The organism is Sulfitobacter sp. CW3, from assembly GCF_019392245.1.
GTDB lineage: Bacteria > Pseudomonadota > Alphaproteobacteria > Rhodobacterales > Rhodobacteraceae > Sulfitobacter.
In genome coordinates this window covers 53,396-75,559 of the sequence record NZ_JAHXRL010000008.1, presented here as the reverse complement: position 1 = coordinate 75,559, position 22,164 = coordinate 53,396, and the positions used below count along the sequence as shown (strand labels likewise).

Sequence of the window (22,164 nt, the reverse complement as noted above, 5' to 3'; positions counted from 1 at the left end):
AAGGGCACCAGATGAAGCTGAAATCGATTGAAACATTCACCACCCCCGATGTCGGCTTTGTGCGCGTCACAGCCGAGGATGGATCGCAAGGCTGGGGGCAGGTATCGACCTATCATTCAGATATCACCTGTCAGGTTTTGCACCGGCAGGTCGCACCGCATGTCCTTGGTCAGGACACGACCGATCTGGATGACCTGTTGGATATCGTGGCCGAGCGTGAACATAAATTCCCCGGCTCGTACCTGCGCCGCGCGATGGCTGGGGTGGACACGGCAATCTGGGATCTGCGCGGTAAACAGCAGGGCAAATCGGTCGCTGAATTGCTGGGCGGCACGCCGGGCTTGATCCGCGCCTATGCGTCGTCGATGAAGCGCGATATCACCCCCAAGGACGAGGCCGCCCGTCTAAAGCATCTGCGGGACACCCAAGGGTTCGATGCCTTTAAGGTACGTGCCGGTGCCGAAGTCGGCCGCAACAAGGACGAATGGCCCGGCCGCACCGAAGAAATCATCCCGACAATCCGTCGCGCGCTGGGCGATGATGTTGATTTGCTGATTGACGCCAACAGTTGCTATTCCCCCGACCGCGCGATCGAGGTCGGGCATATGCTGCAAGACAACGGCTTCACACATTTCGAGGAACCGTGCCCCTATTGGGAGTTGGAGCAAACCAAGCAAGTTACCGATGCCCTTGATATCGACGTGACCGGAGGAGAGCAGGATTGCGACCTGCCGACGTGGAAACGCATGATAGATATGCGGGCCGTCGACATTGTGCAGCCCGATATCCTGTATCTGGGCGGGATCAGCCGCACATTGCGGGTCGCCAAGATGGCCGCCGCTGCCGGATTGCCCGTCACTCCGCATTGCGCGAACTGGTCGTTGGTCACGTTGTTCACGATGCATCTGCTGCGGGCGATTCCGAATGCGGGCAAGTATCTGGAATTTTCGATTGAAGGGCCCGATTACTATCCGTGGCAGTATGATCTGTTCGTCGAAAGCCCCTATGACATCAAGGACGGGCAGGCCTGTGTGACAGATGCGCCGGGTTGGGGAGTTGAAATCTCGCCAGAATGGCTCGCCCGGTCCGCCTATCAGATCAGCGAGCTGGAATAGCGCAACGTCAATCGTATGGGTGCAATCTGCAGGCTCTCCTTCAATTCCTTAAGATTTAGTCAATAAAATCAGAGGGGAACCGGCGACAAGCCGCCGCAAAAGCCGGTGAAAAAACGGTTTTGCAAATTAATGTAACAATTTTGAAAGAATCCGACAAAACCGCCTTGCGGCCCGCGCTCAACAAAGGTAGCACACCCCTGCGGGATGGAGCAGTCCGGTAGCTCGTCAGGCTCATAACCTGAAGGTCGTAGGTTCAAATCCTACTCCCGCAACCAGATTTACAGAACACCCGCAGCTGAAACGCTGCGGGTGTTCTTGTTTGTGCCAAGCCCCAGCAAGCCCGCCAGCTCCCCAACCAAATCAATGCACAGTTCACCACTTTCTGGTGTGAGCCGGATCTCTGACAGTAGGCTGCGCATCAATTCAGCTGCTTCGGCCTTCGTCTCAGAAACTGAAGTGGTCCGGCAAAACTGAACAGCGTGCTAAGATGTATCCAACCTTGAAGACAGGATACACAAATGACCAAGAGACGCAGTTTTTCTGACAAATTTAAAGCTACGGTGGCGCTTGAGGCGCTTCGTGGAGATCGCACAGCACAAGAGATTGCCGCTAAGCACAAAGTCCATCCGACGCAGGTAACGACGTGGAAACGACAGGCAATTGATGGACTGACGGGGGTGTTTTCAGACAAGGTCAGGCGAGCCGAGGACAACGAGGCTGAGGTCAAAGAGCTTCACGCGAAGATCGGGAAGCTGGCGGTCGAAAACGATTTTTTGTCACAAGGGCTGAAGCGATGAGCCCGTCCGACCGCAAGGCGCTGGTCAATCGGGATCGCACGGATCTCAGCCTGACCAAGCAGTGCAAGTTGCTGAAGATTAGCCGGTCGTCGCTGTATTACACGCCAGTTGGTGTGAACGCTGAGAATCTAAAACTGATGAACGAGATTGACCGAGTGTTCACCAAATACCCGTTCTTCGGCAGCCGTCAGATTGCGGCCTACTTACCGAGAAATGGGTTCCACGCAGGTCGTCATCGTGTGCGTCATCTGATGGGTATCATGGGGCTGCAGGCCATCTACAAAGGGCCCAACACCAGCAAGAAGCACCCACAGCATCCTATTTACCCATATTTACTACGGAAGCTGCCGATCACGCGTCCAAACCATGTTTGGTGCAGTGATATTACCTACATCCCTGTGCGGCGTGGGTTCTTGTATCTGGTAGCAATCATGGATTGGGCAACGCGCAAGGTGCTGGCGTGGCGGCTGTCGAACACGCTGGACGCCAGCTTCTGTGTCGATGCCTTAAACGAGGCCATCGCAAAATACGGCAAACCCGAGATTATGAACACGGACCAAGGATCGCAGTTCACGGGTGCAGCCTGGATCACGTCCTTGACCGAGATTGATGTCAAAATCTCGATGGATGGGCGGGGTCGATACCTCGATAACATCTTCATCGAACGGCTGTGGCGGTCACTGAAGCAGGAGGCCGTCTATCTGCATGAATTGCAGGACGGCTTCCAAGCCAAGCGCGTGATCAAAGACTGGATCAACTTCTACAACACCGAGCGGCCTCACACGGCTCTCGACAAGCGAACCCCTGACGACGCATTCTTTGACACAGAACGATCCCAGAAGGCGGCATGAAACCAACCAGATTACATCTTAGCTAAGCCGTAAAACTGTCCTAAATAGTGGGACCACTTCAGCTGGCGGACAACGGACAATGCTGTCGCGGAAAGCTTCTTTCAGTTGTTGAAACGAGAACGGGTCAGGCGGCGGACATACCTCACACGCGACGCAGCAAGGCAGGACGTGTTCGAATATATTGAGATGTTCTACAATCCGACACGCAAGCACACCAACAACGGCATGCTGTCGCCAGTTCACTATGAAATCAAACAAAGGAAAATGAACAAAGCAGGTGTCTAGCAAACTAGGGGCACCTCAGGTCGAACTGATCTCGCAGCGGTACGAACGCGGTTCCACCCTAATTACAAGTAACCTACCGTTCGAGGAATGGACCGAAGCCTTCGGATCAGAACGACTGACTGGCGCGCTACTCGATAGGCTGACGCACCACGTAAATATCCTTGAGGTGAACGGCGAAAGCTATCGGCTCAATCAGAGCAAATCCCGCCACGCCAAAACCTAAACATCTGAGATTGGCCTAACGGCCAATGCACCTTGGAACGTGCTTGCTACTTGAAGGCATCACGCCCCAAGGCGCGCCAACAATTGGCCGACTTTTGCTCCGCCCCAGCGGCAGGACATTACGCCGCCGTTGACTAAAGTGATCCTTCGCGGCGCGCGCAAAGGGCAGAAATTCATTCCGGTCGGCCGTGTGACGCTGCTTGCTTCATTGCTGATGCGTGTGTCGCCCAAGCTTTACCAGCGGTCCATGCGACGCAATCTAAAGACCGAAAGGCTGGATAATTAGCAACGCGCGTCACTCCAGTTCGACGGCAGAATGCAGCGTCGGGCATTCGACGGTTAGACCTTTTTTCTCCAACTCGGCTTTCATCTCAGACATGCCCCTGTCAAAGTCTCCGTGAACAAGGAAAACAGTTTTGGGCCGCCCTGTGTGAGACACCCAATACAAAAGCTCTCTTTGGTCCGCGTGGGCAGAAAACCCGTTGATCGTGTGAATATCGGCTTTGACCTGAATGTCTTCACCAGAAATTTTGATGTGTTTTGCCCCGTCAACGATCTGGCGCGCTAGCGTTCCTTCGGCAGCAAAGCCAACAAAAACAATGCTGCAATCGGGACGCCAGATGTTGTGCTTCAAATGTTGGCGCACCCGCCCGCCTGTACACATGCCCGACCCGGCCATGATAACCGCACCGCCCCTTATGCGGTTGATCGCCTTGGACTCTTCGACCTGACGGGTAAAACGCAAGCCCCGCGGATGAAAAGGGTTCTTGCCCGACAACATGGCATCGCGGACCTCGGGGCTGAAACCGTTCGCGTGACGTTTGAAAATCTCTGTTGCAGAAATCGCCATTGGACTGTCCAGAAAGATGGCCAATGATCCGGGAAGGTTTTTGCTGTCAATCGCGTTTTTCAGATGAAACAGAAGCTCTTGTGTGCGTTCCATCGCAAAGGTCGGGATCACGACATTGCCGCCTCGGGCGATGGTATTTGCAATCACTTCGTTAAGCTCGGCGTTCGAGGCTTCACGATCCTTGTGCATCCGGCCGCCATAGGTCGTTTCCATGACAACATAGTCACATTCCGGCGGCGGGGTCGAATTCGACAAGATCGCATGGTTCGGGCTGCCCAGATCGCCCGAAAATACAATGCGTCGGGTGGCTTCGTTTTCGGTCGCTTCGACAACCACAGAAGCAGATCCCAAGATATGGCCCGCGTTGATAAAACGGATTTTAACAGCATCGTTCAATGCAACATCTTCGTCGTAGCTGACATTGCGCCCAAAGAAATCCAGCGCGAACAGCACATCGATCTGGTCATAAAGCGGGCGGATATCGTCCTTGCCGCCGCGCCGGTTGTGACGCGAGGCGCGCGCGGCGTCTTCTTCCTGAATATGGGCTGAATCCATCATGATCAGCTTTGACAGTTCGCGCGTCGCGGCTGTTGTGATGATCGTTCCGGCGAATCCGCGCTTGACCAACAACGGAATGCGGCCGCAGTGATCAAGATGCGCATGGGTCAAAAGCAGGAAATCAATTTCCGAGGGCTCAAAGCCGAAATCGCCTGCGTTCTCTTCGTCCGCATGGCGTGCCCCTTGGAACATGCCGCAATCAATGAGGATCCGCAATCCACCCGCCTGAAGCAGGTGGCACGAGCCGGTAACACCTTGGGCAGCACCGTGGAATGAAAGTTTCATAAAGTTGGTTCCTCAATCGAAAGTGACGCTTATCAATAAATGCTACCAGCTTGTGGCTTTCTCGATTTGACGCCTGTCAATTGCCGGCTTTGCCTGACAACGCGGACGGCGCAACAAGGTGATAGATATCGGGATAGGTAATGATCTGCCCCGACGCGTCGGGGAACTTTGTGAAATACCCCAAGGTGACGGGAATAGGCGGGGCAGGGGCATCAAATGTCCGGCGGCCATTTGCAAGTTCATGAACGCGGGCGATGTCCATATCCAGCACAAAAGCCACCAGATCGTCCCAGCGTTGCACGCGAACGCAGCCATGCGACAGGGCGCGGTTCTCGTTTGCGAACAATTCGCGTCGGTTGGTATCGTGCAAATAGACCAACATTCCCGCCCCTAACCGGACGGCGGCCAGCCCTAGGGGGTTGTTAATTCCCGGCGGTATGACCCTGTCGCGGTATTCGCCGCTGGCAATCATCGAGGGGGTAGGCCGCCATGTCGGGCGAAACCTTACCGTTGTTACATATGTCTGCAGGCGCGGGGTCCGGTGCCACGGTGCGCCGACAATGACGCGGCTGCGCAATACCGGTTTTCCATCTTGAAAGGCAATCAGTTCGAAAGCGGGGATGTTTACCAGTATCGCCTTGCCCGACTGTGGCACCTGATATGCAATTCCTGCCCGATCCAGACGCGCCTGAAAATCCCAGGGCCAGGCGCTTGCCGCATCACCAAGCAACATGACCAACAAAATAAACAAGAGCCTCACACTTTTGGGGAAAAGGGCCATCAGCATTAACTTCGGTCCTTTCCTAAAGCCCGTAATGCCGGGCACAGGCGCTTTCTTGGCCGCGAACAATGCGGCGGCCATCAAGGGGCCCGTCATGTTGTGTCACGACGGTCGACTGCCCGTCAGGCTGCCCTTCCTTTTCATAGTAGATCACCACCCAGTCGTGGGTTCTGCCGTATTTATTTGCCGCCGCCGAGTTTGAATAAAGCGCGGTAAACTCCCAAGGTCCGCGTTCGGTATGCAAAATGGGGATGCGGCGTTCTCCGGTCTCGTTAAAACGACGTGGTTTGACCGTGGGCAGGCTGTCAGCACCGTCACGATACAACTGATCGACAGCCAGAATATCGGCGACGGGCGGTCCGGGCATTGCCTTGTGCAATGGGGATGGCCTGCGCCGCGCCAGCATATCGTTCAACGAATGGCTGATGCTTTCGATGCGACGTTTGCCGATCCCTTTGACCTGTGCAAGCCGGCCGTCAATCGCAGCTTCCTCAAGCGCTTCGAGGGTTTCGATATGCAGGGTTTCATGGATTTCTCGTGCCAGAGACGGGCCAATCATCGGAACAGTCTGAAACAGTTTTTCAGGGTCAGCCGACCCGCGCAGACGGTCCAGAATGCCCAAGGCGTCGGTTTCCAGAAGTTCAGCGATAGCAGCCGCTATGGACGCGCCGATTGTCGGCAAGGCTTCCAGTCCGCGCTTGCCGCTGTTGCGATAGACAAGGCGGATCGGTTCGGACAGCGCCGCAACATAGGTGGCAGCGTCCCGATAGGCCGCAACGCGAAATTGCGTTGCACCTTGCCGTTCAAGATAATCTGCGACCTCGCTCAGCTTTTCCGCGATAAACAGGTTCTCACCCGACCGGACCTTAGGGTTTTTCAGCTCTGGCATGGGCGCGTCCTTATCTGCATGGTTTGTCAACATGTTCCCGACACCATAGGTGAGCCGGGCCGCCCCGATTTGATCATTGTCAAAGCAGGCCAACCGAAAGCTTCAAAGGATGGCTATGAAGGGGCCTGCAAGCATGGCGATACAGGTGATCAAACCGACAATAGGAACAACAACGGGTGCGATGAATATTCCGTCGGGTGCAGGGTCGCTGCGCCACTTGATCCGCAGCAGCGACAGGTTGATCAGGATGAACACCACAAGCACCAGCTGGGAGGTGCGTTCTGCCAGAATGCCGATCGGGAAAAACAAGGCGAATATCAGGGTGGATGCGGTCACAAGCACCGTTGCAATCAAAGGCGTGCGAGTGCGGGTATTCAACAGTGCCAGACCCTTGGGCAAGCGGCCGACTTTTGCCATTCCGTAAATGATACGAGAGCTTAGAATGGTCTGAATGACGATGCCGTTAAACGTGGCGGCAATAGCGATAAGGGTGATGGCCAAAGGCGACACCCCTGTGAGTCTTTCAAACAAGAGGCTGATCGGCGCTGTGGAAGTGCTGAGGTCTTCTAGAGGGAGGAGCAAGACAGCGACTGCGGCAACCGAAAAGTAGAGTAAGGTCGAAATCATGAGGGTGATGAAGATGCCCAGGGGCATATTGCGGGCAGGGTTCTCGGTTTCTTCAATGATGTTTACCATTCCGTCGAAGCCGATGAAGGCAAAGAATGCAACGAGGCTTGTCAGTGCGATTGCACCCAGTGCCGCGGTATCTGACGGATCGGGAAACACAGAAGGTAATGCGAAGATAATGGTTGGTTGGTGCCAGATGCCGGCGGTTACGACAATAACGAGACCCAAGACTTCAACCAACGTCAGAACTGCGGCAAATCTGACCGATTCAAGAATCCCCCATGCGGCAACCGCCCCTGAAATGGCAACCGACAGCACGATGATCATCCACAGCGGCAGCGGTAAGAGCGTCGCGATATATCCTGCGCAGCCAATCGTAATGGCCGCCGCCGAAACCGTTCCCGCAAGAAGCAACAAGGCACCTGTCAGAACGGTCAGTGATGGCGTTTTGAACGCAGCTTCGACATAGGCGGCTTCTCCGGCGCTTTGGGGAAAGCGCCCTGAGAGTTCGCTGAAACTGCCTGCGCTAAAGAGCATGACCACTGCGGCCACCAGAAATGATGCGGGCGCATAGATCCCTGCCTGCGCTGCCGTCGCGCCGACAAGGACATAGATACCGGCACCGATCGTGACACCCAGTCCGTAAAATATCAAAAGCGGTAGCGTAATCGCGCGCCGAAGCACCGCTGGCGGAGTGTTTTGCGAAGGCGCGCCTTTAGCCTGCATTCTGGGGGTCTGCATTTGCTGGGTGGGGCGGAATTTGCGTGCTATGTTCTAGCAACGATGGTGGCTGCGACGCGTCAGACACAATGACGGGGCATCGGGCGGCTTCAAGAATGCGCAACAGATCATCCTGCCCCTGAATGGGGCCGCGCCCGAAATCCACCAACACGGCTTGTGCATTTGTTCGCGCAAGGGCGGCAAGCGCGTCGTCAAGCGACTTGAAATGGAAGGATTTCGAGGCTTGGCCCCCAAGGGGTTCATCAAGAGTTTCGTTGATCGAAAATATAACAGGTTCGGTGGCCAGCAGGTGGGAAAAACGGCTGGATGCGTCTTCTTGATCGCCAGCGGGGCCGGACAGTTGAAGATGAATAACTTTGCCCGGTACCCTGTGAATTTGCCGGTAGCCCAGAACCAGTACATCCCAATCTAAAGCGGCGCGTAGCGCGGTTCTGACAAGTTCACCTTTGTCTTGCATGAAAACCCACTGGGTGTCGTAGGGGCCAGACACATGCGCCAGAAGTTTCCGAAAGGCCCGCGCATCGGCCTTCCAGAGCATACGAAGTTGCGATTGACTGGGCGCTGATGTTGTTTTGCCGCTCGATAGAATGACGCGACGGTCAGGGATTTCAGAGGTTGCAAGCAAAGCCGCCTCTTCGACCAAAATCCCCCCGAGCCCCGCACAAAAACCGCTTGGCAATTGCTCGATTATACGGAAACCCGCTGCGGCATCAGCAAAAGAACCGGCACCGACAAGAATGCGCAGGCCGGGGGCATGGCTGCTGTTCATTGCTTAGGGCCTTTGTCAGGGCCCTCGCTGATTGGTGCACTGAATTTACGAAGGGTTTGGGCATAATCGCGCAGCTGGGCTTCGACTTTGCCGTTGATGCTGTTTGCCGGAAACTGTCCGCCGCGGACGCGACGCCCCGCAGACACCCCTGTCAGCACCTCAATGCCCTGGTTTATCGTTTTAACCGGAATGACGCGGAAATCCCCCGCTTTGACGGCCTCGACGACGTCCCGGCGCAACATAAGATGGTCAATGTTTGACGCGGGAATAAGAACGCCCTGATCGCCCGTAAGCCCTTGCGCCATGCAGGTGTCAAAGAATCCTTCGATCTTTTCGTTCACACCCCCGATGGCCTGAACTTCGCCGTTCTGGTTCACAGAGCCGGTGACCGCGATGCCTTGGCGAATTGGCATGCCGGCCAATGCCGATAGCAGGGTATAAAGCTCGGCTGACGACGCGCTGTCCCCTTCGATACCGCCATAGCTTTGTTCGAACACCAAACTTGCGTGTAATGACATCGGGACATCCAATGCGTAATGCGAGGCAAGATAGCTGCCCAGAATAAGCACGCCCTTTGAATGCAGCGGCCCGCCGAGTTCGACCTCGCGTTCGATATCGACCAGTTCGCCAGTCCCCATGCGCACGCGGGCTGTAATCCGCGATGGACGTCCGAAATAATCATTGCCGACACCCGCAACAGCCAGCCCGTTTATCTGGCCTATCGTCTCGCCTTTTGTGTCAATCAGGATGGTTTTGCGCGCAACAGCCTCTTGCATAAGTCCCTTGATGCGCGACCCGCGTCGGATGGACTGTTGGATCGCCTGTTCGATGTCATCCTCGGAAATCAGGTCGCGTTTGTGGCCTGCGGCGTAATAATCTGCCTCGCGCATGACATCAGTCAACTTGGCCAACTCGAGAGTAAGTTTTGTACTGTCGCCTGCAAAACGGACAGCTTGATCAAGCAAGGCGGCCACGGCAGCGGCGGTTAGTGGCTTTAGATTTTCCGTGATCGCATAGCCCGCCACAATCCTTGCCAGCGCACGGGTGTTTTTGGCAGTGCGTGGCAGTTCGTCTTCGAAATCAGCCTGCAATTTGAATAGTTTGCCAAATTCGGGGTCCAGTTTCTGCAACAACATATGAAGCCGCCTGTCACCCACCAAGATAATCCGGATATCTAGTGGAATGGGGTCGGGCTCTAGCGTCACGGTCGAGGACAGGCTCATGCGTTCCGCAAGCGATATTATTGATATGGACTGGCTTTGCAGGCAGCGCTTGAGCGTATCCCATGCATAGGGTTCAGAGAGAATCCGGGTGGCATCCATAACCAGATATCCGCCATTCGCACGGTGCAGCGCACCAGGTTTGATCAGCGTAAAGTTGGTCGAAAGTGTGCCCATTTCCGAAATATGTTCGATGTGTCCGGTCAGATGCCCAAGCGAAGGCATATCTTCGGTCACAATCGGCGCGGCGGGCGGGCCCGCGTCGTGTGAAACCATGATATTGACGGCATATCTGTCAAAATGCGGGTCCTGATGGTATTTGCGGATCACATCGGGAAACGGACCATCATTTGCGTCAGTCGCAGACATCAAAAACAGCTCTGCGTTGGAAATCATATCGACGCGCACGGTCTCCAGATAGGCAAGAACGTTTTCGGCCTCGGAAAACTGTGCTTCGACTTCCTCAATTCTCATTGAAACGGCCTGCTCGGCCATTGTGGCATGCAGGTCTTCGATTTTCTCCCGATGTTCCTTTTCCAGCTGCGGAGCTTGCTTCAGGATTTCTGTCAACTGCTCTTGCAGGTCATCGATTTTGGCATCGACCTCTTGGCGCTGGTCTGGCGGCAATGCCTCGTAGACCTCTGGTTTGATCGGTTTGCCATCCACCAAGGCCGACAACATGAAACCCATCGGGGTTCTGAGTAATGCAACGTTTTGCGCATGTGCACGTTCGGAAAATTCAGCAATGGGTTCTTCGTGCTTTTGGCCCAGCTCTTCTTCGATCACGCGGCGTTGGGTTTGGTATTCTTCGGAGTCAAACAATGCAGGTATGTCGTTGGCCAAATCATCGACAAGACGTTGCATCGCCAGTTTCAAGGTTGCCGATGTTCCGGGGGTCAGCTTCATCGCATGGGGTTTGTGCGGCGCGCCAAAGTTGTTGACATATACCCAGTCGCAAGGGAGCGGGCGCGCGGCTGCCGCTTTGGATAGCAATTGTGCAACTGCCGTGTGCCGCCCTGTGCCTTCGAGGCCCAGAACGTATAGATTGAAATCTTTGTGGTCTATGCCCGCCGACAGCTTGATGGCGTCGATCGCACGTTTTTGGCCAACAAGCCCGCGCGCCGGTTTCAACGACGCAGTGGTGGTAAACCCAAGCGTTTTAGGATCGCACTCCACGCGCAATCGGTCGTAGGGCAGGCCACTTGGGATGGCCGATTTTTTAGGTGTTTTCGCGGCCACGTCAAATACCCCTAAGCCGATGCGCGGCGAAGAGGGGCAGCGCAGCGGGCGGATTGTGAAACCGCGCCCCCCAAGGCCAAAGGCAGCAGTAAGAGCAGGATCATGGGAGGGAAATGTATCATGGCGGTGCTCCTGTCGCTCTTGCCCTTTTGTTTTCGCAGCTTTGGAACCGTCGCTGATTGATGCGTATCAATTATGTTGTGAATCGACGTGGAAAAATGCGCCGGAGGACGCGGAGGTTCGAGTCTGGGCTCTGGTGTTGATTGTGATAGCAATGCCCGCACGGCTTGGGCACTCTGCTAGATGATGAAAAGGAAGCGCGAAGATGGAAGACGCACTGAAACTGTATTGCCTGTCCTGTGGGCAGGCCAACCGCTTTCCCAAAGCAAAGCTTGAGGCTGGCCCAAAATGCGCGAAATGTGGTGCGTTGCTGGCAAGCGGCGATGTCGCCGAGATCGGTATCAAGCAACATGACAAGGCAACGCAGACCGATGATCTGCCCCTGATTATCGATTATTGGGCACCGTGGTGCGGGCCGTGCAGGACAATGGCACCCGAATTTGCCAAAGCGGCAAAGGCGCTGCGGTTCAAAACCCGCTTTGCCAAGATCGACACCGAACAATTTCCGGCAATCTCGCAGCGGCTGCAAATCAGGGGTATTCCGCTTTTGATCCTGTATGCCAAGGGCAAGGAAGTCGCACGACTGTCAGGCGCACGCCCTGCCGCTGACATCGAAGGATTTGTGCGCCAGCATCTCTAGGTCGATCTTTGACGGTTGCATTTTTCCGGCGTCAAAGGCTGCATCCATTGACGACGATCAATTCAATTCTTTGTACATGCGGTACTCAGGCGTGACGCCAAGCAAAAGACGAGCCATGGTTCATTCAGCACCAGACGATCCGCCAAAAGAAGCCCCCATGCCAGTTGATCCCAAACGGCATCCCGATATGCCGGAAAATCCGCAGCCTAAGGACTGTCTGACGTCAGCGCCTATGGGGCCAAATAGCGCTATTTGATAAGAGAGTGTTCTGGGCTCATCGTAACCACTGAGGAGTGGAAGATGAGACACACAACCGGAACACGCAAAAGTCCTGGCGAGAAGATCGTCAAAGATGTCAAACGGGCCACGCGCAAGCATTACTCATCCGAAGAGAAGATCCGGATCGTGCTGGTCGTAGAACGCCAGCGTTTCCTCGGCCATGCCATAAGTTGTCCCCCCGGCAGCAAAAAGCGCCATCATGATCGGGATCATCAATTTTTCACGACCCTTTAGCCGCCGCATCGCTTGGGCCACGCCGGTATTGATCGCACCTGTAGCGGTGACAACGTCCAGAAAACCACCAACCACGAGAACAAACAGCGACACGTCAATGGCATTGGCCGTATAGGATGACGGATCGTAAAAACCACAGATCGGGGCCATCAGGATGTCGAACGGGCCCTGCGGGGCGGGATCGACGGCTGCATAGGTGCCCGGAACGGGAACGTCCTTGCCAATTGCGCTATTGGGTGCGCGTTCATACTCCCCGGCGGGTACGATCCACGTCAGGGCTGCCATTGCGATAATAAGGACAAGCAGGATTGTGTAAGCGGCCAGCTACACGGAGGGCATCGGACCATCTAACAAGATGGCCCGATAATCTTTTCGCTGCGGCTATTTGCTGAACATGATCGGCACTTTTTGATCACGCAGCAGCGCATAGGTGGTTGCACCAATGACAAAATCATAGGTCCGAGAGTGGCCAAAAGCACCGGTCACAATAAGGTCTGCCCCATTCTCAAAAGCCGCCTTGTTCAGGATATCGGCAACGCTGCTACCCGATTGTTCACGATACTCCAGCGTGGATTTCAGACCATGACGTGCAAACATTTCGACGACATCAATGGCGTCCCCGTCCTTCAAAGGGTCTTGGCGGGCCTTACCAACGCGCAAGACTGTCAGGTTTGCACCGGAATCAGCCAGCCCCAGCAAATCATGGGCGGCGCGGGTCGCTTCTCTCGTGTCGCTCCAGCCCAGCAGGAGGTTTTTCCCGATCTCGGGGCCATCGTAATTCAACGGAACGATCACAACGGGCCGACCGCTTTCGCGGATCACCTCAGTCTGGACATGCCGCTGGTCATACCGATCGTTTTCCTTGTCTTCATGCGCCATGATCACCAGATCAGCCGCACGGGCGCATTCAATCATCCGTTCGCCGGCAGATGAGGATTCGGCCCGGACCAACCGGAACTCGCTCACGAAATCTTCTGGCGTCGTGTATTTGGCAAAGACCTTTTTTATCGCTTCGGATACTTTTTTCTGACTCGCGTTAAACGTGGCAAATGCCGGTTCGGGGATATGCATGGCGATGCCTGGATAAACCAACAACGCTTCGACCGTGTGTAATCCGATCAGATGTGCATTGTGTTTGCGCGCCAAAGGGACTGCTACCTTCAACAGTGTTTCGGTATTCTCCAGGGTGGTTAGACAGACCAATATTGTCTTCAGTCCCATGCGTTCACTCCTTTTTGTTTGAAAATTCTATCCTCGAATAAACTTTAGCGGAGCTTCGAAAGATTGAATTGATCCCAGTCAATCGGGTTTTCGGGTTTTCAATTATCCAATGGGGTAATCAGAACCCTTTGAAGGAACTTTTTCATGTTCACTTTCACAAACGTATTGGCGGCGATTACTGCGCTCGGGCTTTCTACGGCCTGTTTGGCAGATACAGTTTCTATCAGAAACGGTAAGGATACATTTTTTGCCGGATCACAGCTTAGTCAAGCGGTGGATACAGCGGGTGACACCTTTATGGCGGCACGCGCGGTCAAGGTGAACGGGGCCTCGCAGGGTGACCTGCATGTTGCAGGGTTTGATGTTTCGGTCGGCACGGATGTGTTCGCGGATCTTTATGCTTTGGGTGGTGCCGTGGTGATCCGCAGCACCGTCGCGCAGGATCTGACTGCCGCGGGGTTTTCCTTACGAACCGAGACCGGCTCTTTGACACAAGGGAACGCCCGCCTTCTGGGCAACACGGTTACGATTGAAGGACCGGTTGAGGGTGCGTTGTCCGTGATAGGGAGTGACGTCATCTTGAATGCTGCGATCAATGGCGATGCACGTATTCTGGCGCAAACGCTGTCGTTTGGACCCGATGCAGTCATCTCTGGCACGTTGACGTATAGCACCAAGGAAAAGATCACTATTCCCGATCGGGTCGCCGCTGCTGAACGCGTGTCATATGAGAAAATTTCAAACGGCCATGTCTGGGAGGAATGGCAGGATATGGGCAAAGACATGCCCGCTTTCCCAACATTCATGTCCGTTATTTTTGCCTTCGTGATCTCGATCCTTTTCTTCCTGGTGCTTGGTGCCTTGATGTTGGGATTTATGCCCAACCGCTTGTCGAAAATGCGCCGCAGTGTGACAGAGGCCCCTGGCAAAATCTTTCTACTGGGCGTGCTTGGTTTGTCGGTGTTGTTCGGCATGGTGCCGATCACTGCCATGACCATCGTGGGCATTCCCTTTGTTCCTGTCGTACTGCTGGCGATCATCGTCGTCTGGACGTTGGGCTATGCGTTGGGTGCCTATAGCATCACAATGCGGCTTTTGATGGGTTTCGGCGGTGCAACCGACCCCAATAATATTACGCGCTTGCTGGTTTTCGCGGCTGCGCTGCTCTTTGTTGGCCTGCTGAATTTTATTCCCTTCATCGGCTGGGCGGCAAATTTCACGTTGGTTTTACTTGGCATCGGGGCAATGGCGCGCCCGGTTTTGCATTCACTGCTCGGCAATTCCGGCGCTGCATTGGATGCCGATCAGAAACCACTCAGCAACTGACCCAAATTAGGAGAAGATAAATGACGGCCCAAGGTTTGGAAGTAATCGACAACAGCGTTCATGTGACTCACGAATGGATCAATGAATTGGCAGATCGACTTGATTGGTCTTCAAAACGCAGCGTACTGCGCCTTTTGCGAGTGACACTGCACCACTTGCGGGATCATCTGGTGGTTGACGAACTGGCACAGTTTTCTGCGCAATTACCTGTGCTGATACGGGGGTTCTTTTTTGAAGGGTGGGTGCCAAAGAAAACCCCGGTCAAAGAACGCAGTGCCGAAGAATTCGTGGCCTTCATCGCAGCCGAGATGAGCGAAACAGCCGAATTCCGGGGGCGCGAGGATATCAAATGCGTTTTCGATGTGTTGAACAACCGTCTTAGCATTGGTGAAGTTGAAGATGTTCGCGCCACCCTGTCAGAAAAGATCCGCGACCTCTGGCCCCAACCATAAGGCCAAAGAAAACGCCACTAGCTTGATATCATCGTGGCGTTTGATTGTTTTTGCGATGGCTGTGAAGCGATATTAGTCGCGATCACCCAGTGACAGCCCCAACTGAGCTACTCCCCCTTTATTGGACAGGTTCTGACGTAAATTAAGCTACTTTTTGCACCTGCTGATCGGGGTTTGGAGCTTCATTTGTATTGCCAATAGACTACGGCAGTTGATTGCCCACCAAGAGCGGAATGTGGCCGTTTGTGATTGTAGAACTCGATCCATTTTCTAACGCCATCCTTTGCCTCCGTTCCGGTTTCCCAGGCGTGTAAGTAGAGGCATTCATATTATAGCGACCGCCACAGTCGCTCAACAAAGATGTTGATCCGTTGCCCGGCAGGGTTATGCGCCGCACGATCCCGAGAGGGGAGAAAGCGGCCTTTTTCCGTCAATCGAGATACGCCACGCCAGAACCTTGCGGGTGTGCCAGTCCATGATGGCCACGAGATATAGAAAGCCGCGCCGCATTGGCAGGTAGGTGAGGTCCGCGCACCAGACCTGATTGGGACGGTCCACACGATGGCCACGCAGTAAGTAAGGGTAAATCTTGTGTCGCTTTGCAGCCTTGCTGGTATTTGGCTTTTGATAGATCGGCATCAATCCCATCAGCCGCATCAGGCGTCTGATCCTCTTTTCGTTAACGGGGTGGTCGTCATTGCGCAGGTGCCAGGTCATCTGACGCACGCCGTAAAACGGGGTTTCCAGAAACTGCCTATCAATCACGCGCATCAGGACGAGGTTCATCTCACTTTCACCCTTGGGCTCGTAGTAAAATGATGACCGCGAGATCGACAACAGCTTGCACTGCTTCCCGACGGACAGGTTGGTATTGGCGCGTTCGATCATCTTGCGCCTCACTTGCCGGTCCAGCGTTTAAGCTTTCTGGCCAAAAATCATTGGTGACGGCCAGCTCTCCGATCTTGGCGTGCAGGTCTTTATCTTGCTCCTCATCGACTTCTGGTGCCTTGCGACCGCCACGCTCAAATACGCCTGACGCGCCTTCCAGCAAAGTCCGTTTCCATTGGTGGATCATCGTGGGATGCACCCTAAACCGACTTGCCAGTTCGCTGACCGTCTCCTCCCCTTTCAAAGCCCTCACGCGACCTTGGCCTTGAACTCTGGATGATGTTGCTTCCGTTTCGACATTTCTGATCTCCTTCGTGTTGAAGGTCAGCAGACAACAAATCGTAGCTTACGTCAGTGTCCGAATTTCAGGGGAAGCTCAATTAGCCAGCTGGGATCGACCTTGATGTCGAACCCATTGATGGAAAATAGCTTCACAGCATTTGAGAACATAGCAGGCTCCTAATTTGCTTTGAACCTAACGCGAAAGCGTCGCGGCGAATTGGCATCGCTCAAAAAGGGCCTTCAAGCTTGCCCCCCACACCTTATTGGGATTGAGCCATGTCAAAGCAAAGATGCGATAATTTGCTAGATAGCAGTGATGCAAATCCCGGTCACGTCCCTGATACAAAGCTTGATTTTATTCACACTAAGCGCGGGTTGCGTTTGGATTGCGGGTGCGCGGCTGGCTTATCTGGCAGATGCCCTGTCAGACCGGTTCAAGCTGGCCAAATCTATTGTCGGCCTATTGCTTTTGTCACTGGCAACATCCCTGCCAGAGGTCGCGACGACGCTTTCCGCTGCGGTACAACAATCTCGTGACCTGGTTTTGAACAACCTTTTCGGAGGCATTGCGCTTCAGACGGCGATTTTGGCGATGGCAGATTTCGGGGCACGCGGGCCGATTACAAATTATCCGCGCAAGGCAAACCACGCGCTAGAGGCCACATTGCTGGTGCTACTGCTGTCCGTGACCTTGGTCATCACCAATCTGGGCGAGACATTTGTCATTTCAGGCGTGGGCTTTGGCAGTATAGCCATTGCTGTGGTCTACGTCGGGGCGATTTGGCTATTGCGCCGCTATGATGATAACAGTGATTGGGTCCCCGTTGATCTGCCCGACCCTGATCCGCTTGCCTTTCCGGCCCCCTCAGGTCTGGCGCAGACAGCAAACAAAAGCCTGATCTGGCAAGCCATTGCTGCGTGTATCGCGATTTTGGTTTTCGGACTGTTGCTGGTCTTGTTTGCCGAACGCATTGCTGATCGATCCGGTCTTGGCACGGGCTTCATCGGGGTTACGTTACTGGCTGCGGCGACGTCGCTTCCCGAACTAAGCACCAGCATCGCGGCGGTGCGTATCGGGGCCTATACTTTGGCCATCTCGAACATATTTGGCAGCAATCTGATCATGTTGGTTCTGGTTTTCCCTGCCGACATCCTTTTTCGTTCGGGGCCGATATTGCAAAATACATCCCGTATGGTCAGCCTTGCGTTGGGGTTCGGCCTGACTGTGACAGCGATTTACCTGATCGGATTGATTGTCCGGCGCAAGCTGCGGATTGGCGTGTTCGGGCTGGATTCAATCCTTGTGCTGATCACGTTCCTCGCAAGCCTTGTCGCATATTATTACGTGCGTTGAAGCCCGAGCCCCAAAGCCTTGAACACTTCGGGCACCACAAGGATAGGAAGCGCAAATATGGCAATCAAAGCCCATTCGTCGCGCCCCATCGGGACGGTGTGTAAAAGCGTTTGCAAGGGAGGCCAGTAGATGGCCAGTACCTGAGCGCCCAATGTAACGGTCAGCGCCAGCAACAAAAACGGGTTGCTGAACAACCCAATTTTCCAGCTAGGCAGACGCAAAGAACGGAAGGCAAAAACGCTAACTTTTTCAAAAACCACCATGCCAGTGAAGCCTGTAGTCCGCGCCAGTTCGACCCCGAGATCCATCAGATGAAAAAATATCCAGAGGCTCGACAGGCCGGTATAGGTTCCCAAAACAAGGATGGTCACGACGCCGCTGACGCCAAGGATCGGGGTATCTTTGCGACGGGGTCTTTGACGCATCTGGTCGGGTTCCGATTTTTCCAACCCCAGTGCCACCGCTGTCACGCCGTCGGTAACAAGATTCATCCACAAAATTTGCGTGGCAAGGAATACAAGCGGGCCACCAATCGCAATGTTGACGACCAAGGCGACGACTTCGCCGGCATTGGATGACAACAGATAGCGGACGAATTTCTGAACATTGGCGAACTGGCGCCGACCTTCGCCGATGGCGCGGACGATGGTTGCGAAATTGTCGTCCAGTAGCACCAGATCAGAGGCGTCACGGGCCACGTCGGTTCCTCTGATCCCCATCGACACGCCAATGTCGGCCTGTTTCAGGGCGGGGGCGTCGTTCACCCCGTCGCCGGTCATTGCAACGATCTGACCCTGCGCTTGCAGCGCGGAAACGATGCGCATCTTCTGTTCGGGCTTGGTACGTGCGAACAGGACCTCGCCTTGCAACAGATCATCAAGCTCGGCGTCGTCCAGTTTATCAAGATCAGCGCCGGTCAAGTGCCGGGTTACGTTCAACGACAACTGGTTCGCGATCGCACCCGCCGTGATGGGGCTGTCGCCGGTGATCATGATGACTTTGATCCCCGCCGCCCTTGCGAGCGAAATTGCGTCGCGCACCTCGGATCTTGGGGGGTCGATCAAGCCGACCAAACCTAGAAATGTCAGCCCTTCCTCGGTCATCTGCTGCGTGGTTGCGACCCGGCGGGCAAGGCCGATTACCCTCAACCCTTTTTCTGCGAGGTGCTGAAAGGCTTGTGAAATAGTGTCATGATCTGCGGGTTGCAGTGGTCGCACACCGGTTTGGGTCATGACCTGAGTACACACTTCAAGCACTTGTTCGGGCGCGCCTTTGGTCAATACCGATGTCTCGTTTTCCGATTGATACAACACCGACATCCGCTTGCGCGCGCTGCTGAACGGGATTTCAGCCAGCAAGCCGCGTTCATTGGGCAGGTCGCACCAACCTTTGTAGCCAAGGGTAATCAGCGCCCCTTCGGTAGGGGCACCAGTCATTTGCCAGTGATCACCTTCGTGTTTCAGATGGGCATGGCTGCAATAAAGCCCAACTTGCAAAAGCGCGGCAAGCACAGGATCATCCGCTGCGCGCAAACGTGCCCCGTCAACTGCGATATGTCCGGCGGGATCATAGCCTGTTCCGGTGACGTCATAGGTGCGATCCATCGTCCAGACCTGCGTCGCGGTCATCTTGTTTTCGGTCAGCGTGCCGGTCTTGTCCGTACAAATGACCGAAGCAGCACCCAGCGTTTCGACGGCCTGCAAATGGCGCGCCAAGGCGTTCCGGCGCACCATTGCTGCGGCCCCAAGTGCAAGTGTGATCGTGACCACCGCGGGCAGACCTTCGGGCACCATTGCGACAGACAAAGAAAGCCCCATCATCACCATTTCGGTCAGATCACGCCCCAGCAGCAAGCCCAGCCCTGTGACCGCGGCTGCAACAAGCAGCGCGGCGGCACCCAGTTGACGGGCGAGTTGGCCCAGCTTGTTTTGCAGATTCGTTGCCTTTGGCCCAACCGATCCTGTCAGATGTGCAATCTTGCCGAATTCGGTATTTGCACCGGTGGCTGTAACCCGCGCTTCTGCCCGCCCGGCGATGACAGACGTTCCGGCAAATAGGTCCCGCCCGCTTTCCGTGCCATCCTTGGCAACTGGCACGGATTCACCGGTCAGGACACTTTCATCGACCTGTAGTTCCGCAGCGCGAACCACGACCCCGTCGGCTGCCACCTTTGCACCGGGCGCGAGCACAAGGATATCGCCGGGTACAATGTCGCGGGCCGGGATCATTTGTTCCTGACCATCGCGCAGCACCATTGCTTGGGGGGACAGCATTTTTCGCAAGGATGCGAGGGCGGTTTCTGCCTTCCATTCCTGAACAAATCCCAATGCGGCGTTTAACATGACCACAAGACCGATTGTGATCGCATCGACCCTTTCACCCAAGGCAAGCGCGATGGCGGCGGCGATAATCAGGATCAGTACAAGGAAACTGGAGAATTGGCGCAACCATACCCGAAACGGACCGGATCGCGCCACCACAGGCAGTTCATTCCAGCCGTGGATTTGCCGCGCGGCAAGGGCCTCTTGCGCTGTTAAACCGGTCTGTCGCGCAATTTCGGTCACTGGTTTGCCTCAACTATCAGGGTTTGGGGTCTGGCATCCGGCAGACGTCTGGTGGCCGCCTGAGCGCGACCAATCCCGTGGTGAAATTTCAGCATGGCGTAACTCACCTGACCTCAGCCCATGACATAGCGACCGGGCGCGGCATCTAATACATCAAAATCGGCAGCCCGCGGATTTCTGGCTGGACTACTGCGTTTGTTTAACCACTGCACCCAATTTTGCCACCACGAACCATCGCGGGGTTGGTGCTTTTCAAACCAGTCCAATGCTGCGGTATGCGCGTTGCCTTCGGCCTTGTGCCCGCAGCGAAAATGCCGACCCGCATGGCCGGGTTCCGACAAGATGCCACCGTTATGCCCGCCGTTCGTCAAAACAAACGTCACATCCGTGTCTGTCAGCAATGACAGCCGGTAAACAGATTTCCACGGTGATACGTGATCCGTTTCGGTGGCCAGACAGTATATCTTGGCGCGGATGTCGCTTAGCGCGATGGTGGTACCGTCCACTTTGAACTGCCCCTTGGCCAGCTCGTTTCCCAAGAACAAGTGCCGCAGGTATTGCGACTGCATCCCCGCCGGCATGCGGGTGGCGTCAGCGTTCCATGCCATCAGCGGGTTGGCATGTGTGCGTTCGCCCAGCAGGTAATGGCGGATGACGCGGCTCCAGATCAGGTCGTTCGAGCGCAGCAACTGGAATGCCCCGGCCATCTGGTCCGCCTTGAGATACCGTTGCGTCGCCATCATGTCTTCCAGAAAGGCCACCTGGCTTTCGTTGATGAACAACCCCAACTCGCCGGGTTCGGAAAAATCCACGTGGGCCGCAATCAGGCTGATGCTTGCAAGGCTGTCATCGTGATCCCGTGCCATTGCAGCCGCGACGATGGCCAAAAGAGTATCGCCCAGACAATAGCATGCTGTATGAAGCCGGTCATGCCCCAGTTGCTTGATCTTGGTGATGGCGGCACGCATCCCTAGCTCGACATCGTCCTGCATCGACAATTCCGCGTCGCCATTATCGGGGTTCTTCCACGATATGATGAAGACTTCGAAACCCTGATCTCGCAGATATGTCACCAGCGACTGCTGCGCGGTCAGGTCCAGCACGTAATATTTCATGATCCAGGCAGGAACGATCAGGATCGGTTCGGGACGCAGTTTGGCGGTTGTCGGCCGGTATTGGATCAATTCGATTGGTTCATTTCGTAAAATGACATCGCCGGGAGTCGCCGCCAAGTCTTGGCCGACGGTATATTCACTTGTTTTGCGCGGCTGCTTGGTTAGCAACCGGTTGAAATCCTCGATCCAATAGCGGTCACCGCGCATCAGGTTCTGCCCAAGCTCCTCCCGTGTGCGCACCTGCACCTGTGGGTTCGTCATGGCAAAGTTTGAGGGCGACATCATATCAATCCACTGCCGTGCGGCAAAATTGACGATCTGCGCATGTTTGACCTCAAGACCGGGGACATCCGTCGTCGCAAGGTCCCACCAGTTTTGTGCTGCCAGAAACTGTTGTGCATAGACGTTGAACGAGAAACGATTTCACGCCGCGTCAGAGAACCTCGGGTCGGGTCCCACC

Annotated in this window: 16 protein-coding genes, 1 tRNA gene and 4 pseudogenes; 9 read left to right on the top strand and 12 right to left on the bottom strand. The window is 55.1% G+C overall.

The genetic code is table 11. From position 1 onward, the window contains the following. Positions 1-11: 11 nt before the first annotated feature. Both KZZ06_RS16405 and KZZ06_RS16400 read left to right on the top strand, forming a co-directional pair. Positions 12-1,115 (top strand): mandelate racemase/muconate lactonizing enzyme family protein, encoded by a 1,104-nt coding sequence (locus tag KZZ06_RS16405; RefSeq protein WP_219581196.1) that lies wholly within the window; start codon positions 12-14, stop codon positions 1,113-1,115. Between the two features lie 198 nt (positions 1,116-1,313). Beyond that, positions 1,314-1,390: transfer RNA gene (locus KZZ06_RS16400), tRNA-Met, on the top strand. A gap of 3 nt (positions 1,391-1,393) precedes the next feature. Here the strand turns inward: KZZ06_RS16400 and KZZ06_RS16395 are convergent. Then, the gene (locus KZZ06_RS16395) at positions 1,394-1,534 is read right to left on the bottom strand and encodes a hypothetical protein (RefSeq protein WP_219581195.1); all 141 of its coding nucleotides are present in this window, start codon (positions 1,532-1,534) and stop codon (positions 1,394-1,396) included. 99 nt (positions 1,535-1,633) lie between these two features. Here KZZ06_RS16395 and KZZ06_RS16390 point away from each other — a divergent pair. The 3 genes and pseudogenes from KZZ06_RS16390 to KZZ06_RS16380 form a co-directional block, all read left to right on the top strand. Then, a protein-coding gene (locus KZZ06_RS16390) for an IS3 family transposase (RefSeq protein WP_219581194.1) occupies positions 1,634-2,763 on the top strand; the annotation gives its coding sequence in 2 pieces (ribosomal slippage) (positions 1,634-1,907 and positions 1,907-2,763; 1,131 coding nt in all). Between the two features lie 75 nt (positions 2,764-2,838). Then, positions 2,839-3,048 (top strand): annotated as a pseudogene (locus KZZ06_RS16385) (IS3 family transposase); the annotation flags it as partial. A gap of 22 nt (positions 3,049-3,070) precedes the next feature. Continuing rightward, a pseudogene (locus KZZ06_RS16380) lies at positions 3,071-3,271 on the top strand (ATP-binding protein); the annotation flags it as partial. Between the two features lie 294 nt (positions 3,272-3,565). Here the strand turns inward: KZZ06_RS16380 and KZZ06_RS16375 are convergent. The 6 genes from KZZ06_RS16375 to KZZ06_RS16350 all read right to left on the bottom strand — a co-directional run bounded on the left by KZZ06_RS16375 (position 3,566) and on the right by KZZ06_RS16350 (position 11,229). Beyond that, positions 3,566-4,963, bottom strand: a complete 1,398-nt coding sequence (locus KZZ06_RS16375; protein WP_219581193.1) for an MBL fold metallo-hydrolase RNA specificity domain-containing protein — start codon at positions 4,961-4,963, stop codon at positions 3,566-3,568. Between the two features lie 76 nt (positions 4,964-5,039). Further along, the gene (locus tag KZZ06_RS16370) at positions 5,040-5,750 is read right to left on the bottom strand and encodes a L,D-transpeptidase family protein (protein WP_219581192.1); all 711 of its coding nucleotides are present in this window, start codon (positions 5,748-5,750) and stop codon (positions 5,040-5,042) included. A 16-nt stretch (positions 5,751-5,766) separates the two neighbouring features. Next, positions 5,767-6,633, bottom strand: coding sequence for a helix-hairpin-helix domain-containing protein (locus KZZ06_RS16365; protein ID WP_219581191.1), 867 nt, complete (start codon positions 6,631-6,633; stop codon positions 5,767-5,769). 102 nt (positions 6,634-6,735) lie between these two features. Continuing rightward, a complete protein-coding gene (locus KZZ06_RS16360) occupies positions 6,736-7,986 on the bottom strand; it encodes an APC family permease (RefSeq protein WP_219581190.1) in 1,251 nt (416 codons plus the stop codon). Then, on the bottom strand, positions 7,976-8,770 hold the full coding sequence (locus KZZ06_RS16355) for a hypothetical protein (protein WP_219581189.1): 795 nt from the start codon (positions 8,768-8,770) through the stop codon (positions 7,976-7,978). The genes KZZ06_RS16360 and KZZ06_RS16355 overlap by 11 nt, the downstream gene beginning before the upstream one ends. After that, a complete protein-coding gene (locus KZZ06_RS16350; protein ID WP_219581188.1) occupies positions 8,767-11,229 on the bottom strand; it encodes a Lon protease family protein in 2,463 nt (820 codons plus the stop codon). The genes KZZ06_RS16355 and KZZ06_RS16350 overlap by 4 nt, the downstream gene beginning before the upstream one ends. A 325-nt stretch (positions 11,230-11,554) precedes the next feature. Between KZZ06_RS16350 and trxC the strand changes: the two genes are divergently transcribed. Beyond that, on the top strand, positions 11,555-11,989 hold the full coding sequence (trxC, locus tag KZZ06_RS16345; protein WP_219581187.1) for a thioredoxin TrxC: 435 nt from the start codon (positions 11,555-11,557) through the stop codon (positions 11,987-11,989). Between the two features lie 381 nt (positions 11,990-12,370). Here the strand turns inward: trxC and KZZ06_RS16340 are convergent, their stop codons facing one another. Continuing rightward, positions 12,371-12,808 (bottom strand): hypothetical protein, encoded by a 438-nt coding sequence (locus KZZ06_RS16340; RefSeq protein WP_257884432.1) that lies wholly within the window; start codon positions 12,806-12,808, stop codon positions 12,371-12,373. Between the two features lie 75 nt (positions 12,809-12,883). Beyond that, positions 12,884-13,723 carry a universal stress protein gene (locus KZZ06_RS16335; RefSeq protein WP_219581185.1) on the bottom strand — a complete coding sequence of 280 codons (840 nt, stop codon included), beginning with the start codon at positions 13,721-13,723 and terminating at the stop codon, positions 12,884-12,886. A 144-nt stretch (positions 13,724-13,867) separates the two neighbouring features. Between KZZ06_RS16335 and KZZ06_RS16330 the strand changes: the two genes are divergently transcribed. After that, entirely contained in the window at positions 13,868-15,049 is a 1,182-nt protein-coding gene (locus tag KZZ06_RS16330) for a hypothetical protein (protein ID WP_219581184.1), read from the top strand. Between the two features lie 20 nt (positions 15,050-15,069). Continuing rightward, positions 15,070-15,501, top strand: a complete 432-nt coding sequence (locus KZZ06_RS16325) for a DUF2267 domain-containing protein (RefSeq protein ID WP_219581183.1) — start codon at positions 15,070-15,072, stop codon at positions 15,499-15,501. 182 nt (positions 15,502-15,683) lie between these two features. Here the strand turns inward: KZZ06_RS16325 and KZZ06_RS16320 are convergent. Continuing rightward, positions 15,684-16,689: pseudogene (locus KZZ06_RS16320) on the bottom strand (IS3 family transposase). A 331-nt stretch (positions 16,690-17,020) separates the two neighbouring features. Between KZZ06_RS16320 and KZZ06_RS16315 the strand changes: the two are divergent. After that, complete coding sequence (locus tag KZZ06_RS16315; protein ID WP_219581182.1) at positions 17,021-18,025, top strand: sodium:calcium antiporter; 1,005 nt, start codon at positions 17,021-17,023, stop codon at positions 18,023-18,025. Here the strand turns inward: KZZ06_RS16315 and KZZ06_RS16310 are convergent. Together KZZ06_RS16310 and KZZ06_RS16305 are read right to left on the bottom strand one after the other, a co-directional pair. Next, entirely contained in the window at positions 18,013-20,589 is a 2,577-nt protein-coding gene (locus KZZ06_RS16310) for a cation-transporting P-type ATPase (protein ID WP_219581181.1), read from the bottom strand. The genes KZZ06_RS16315 and KZZ06_RS16310 overlap by 13 nt on opposite strands. A gap of 113 nt (positions 20,590-20,702) precedes the next feature. Then, positions 20,703-22,106, bottom strand: a pseudogene (locus KZZ06_RS16305) (PHA/PHB synthase family protein); the annotation flags it as partial. Between the last annotated feature and the right edge of the window lie 58 nt (positions 22,107-22,164).

Coding starts and splice junctions, on each gene's coding strand:
- KZZ06_RS16405 (WP_219581196.1), top strand. CDS start 12: ATGAAGCTGAAATCGATTGAAACATTCACCACCCCCGATGTCGGCTTT.
- KZZ06_RS16395 (WP_219581195.1), bottom strand. CDS start 1,534: ATGCGCAGCCTACTGTCAGAGATCCGGCTCACACCAGAAAGTGGTGAA.
- KZZ06_RS16375 (WP_219581193.1), bottom strand. CDS start 4,963: ATGAAACTTTCATTCCACGGTGCTGCCCAAGGTGTTACCGGCTCGTGC.
- KZZ06_RS16370 (WP_219581192.1), bottom strand. CDS start 5,750: ATGCTGATGGCCCTTTTCCCCAAAAGTGTGAGGCTCTTGTTTATTTTG.
- KZZ06_RS16365 (WP_219581191.1), bottom strand. CDS start 6,633: ATGCCAGAGCTGAAAAACCCTAAGGTCCGGTCGGGTGAGAACCTGTTT.
- KZZ06_RS16360 (WP_219581190.1), bottom strand. CDS start 7,986: ATGCAGGCTAAAGGCGCGCCTTCGCAAAACACTCCGCCAGCGGTGCTT.
- KZZ06_RS16355 (WP_219581189.1), bottom strand. CDS start 8,770: ATGAACAGCAGCCATGCCCCCGGCCTGCGCATTCTTGTCGGTGCCGGT.
- trxC (WP_219581187.1), top strand. CDS start 11,555: ATGGAAGACGCACTGAAACTGTATTGCCTGTCCTGTGGGCAGGCCAAC.
- KZZ06_RS16335 (WP_219581185.1), bottom strand. CDS start 13,723: ATGGGACTGAAGACAATATTGGTCTGTCTAACCACCCTGGAGAATACC.
- KZZ06_RS16330 (WP_219581184.1), top strand. CDS start 13,868: ATGTTCACTTTCACAAACGTATTGGCGGCGATTACTGCGCTCGGGCTT.
- KZZ06_RS16325 (WP_219581183.1), top strand. CDS start 15,070: ATGACGGCCCAAGGTTTGGAAGTAATCGACAACAGCGTTCATGTGACT.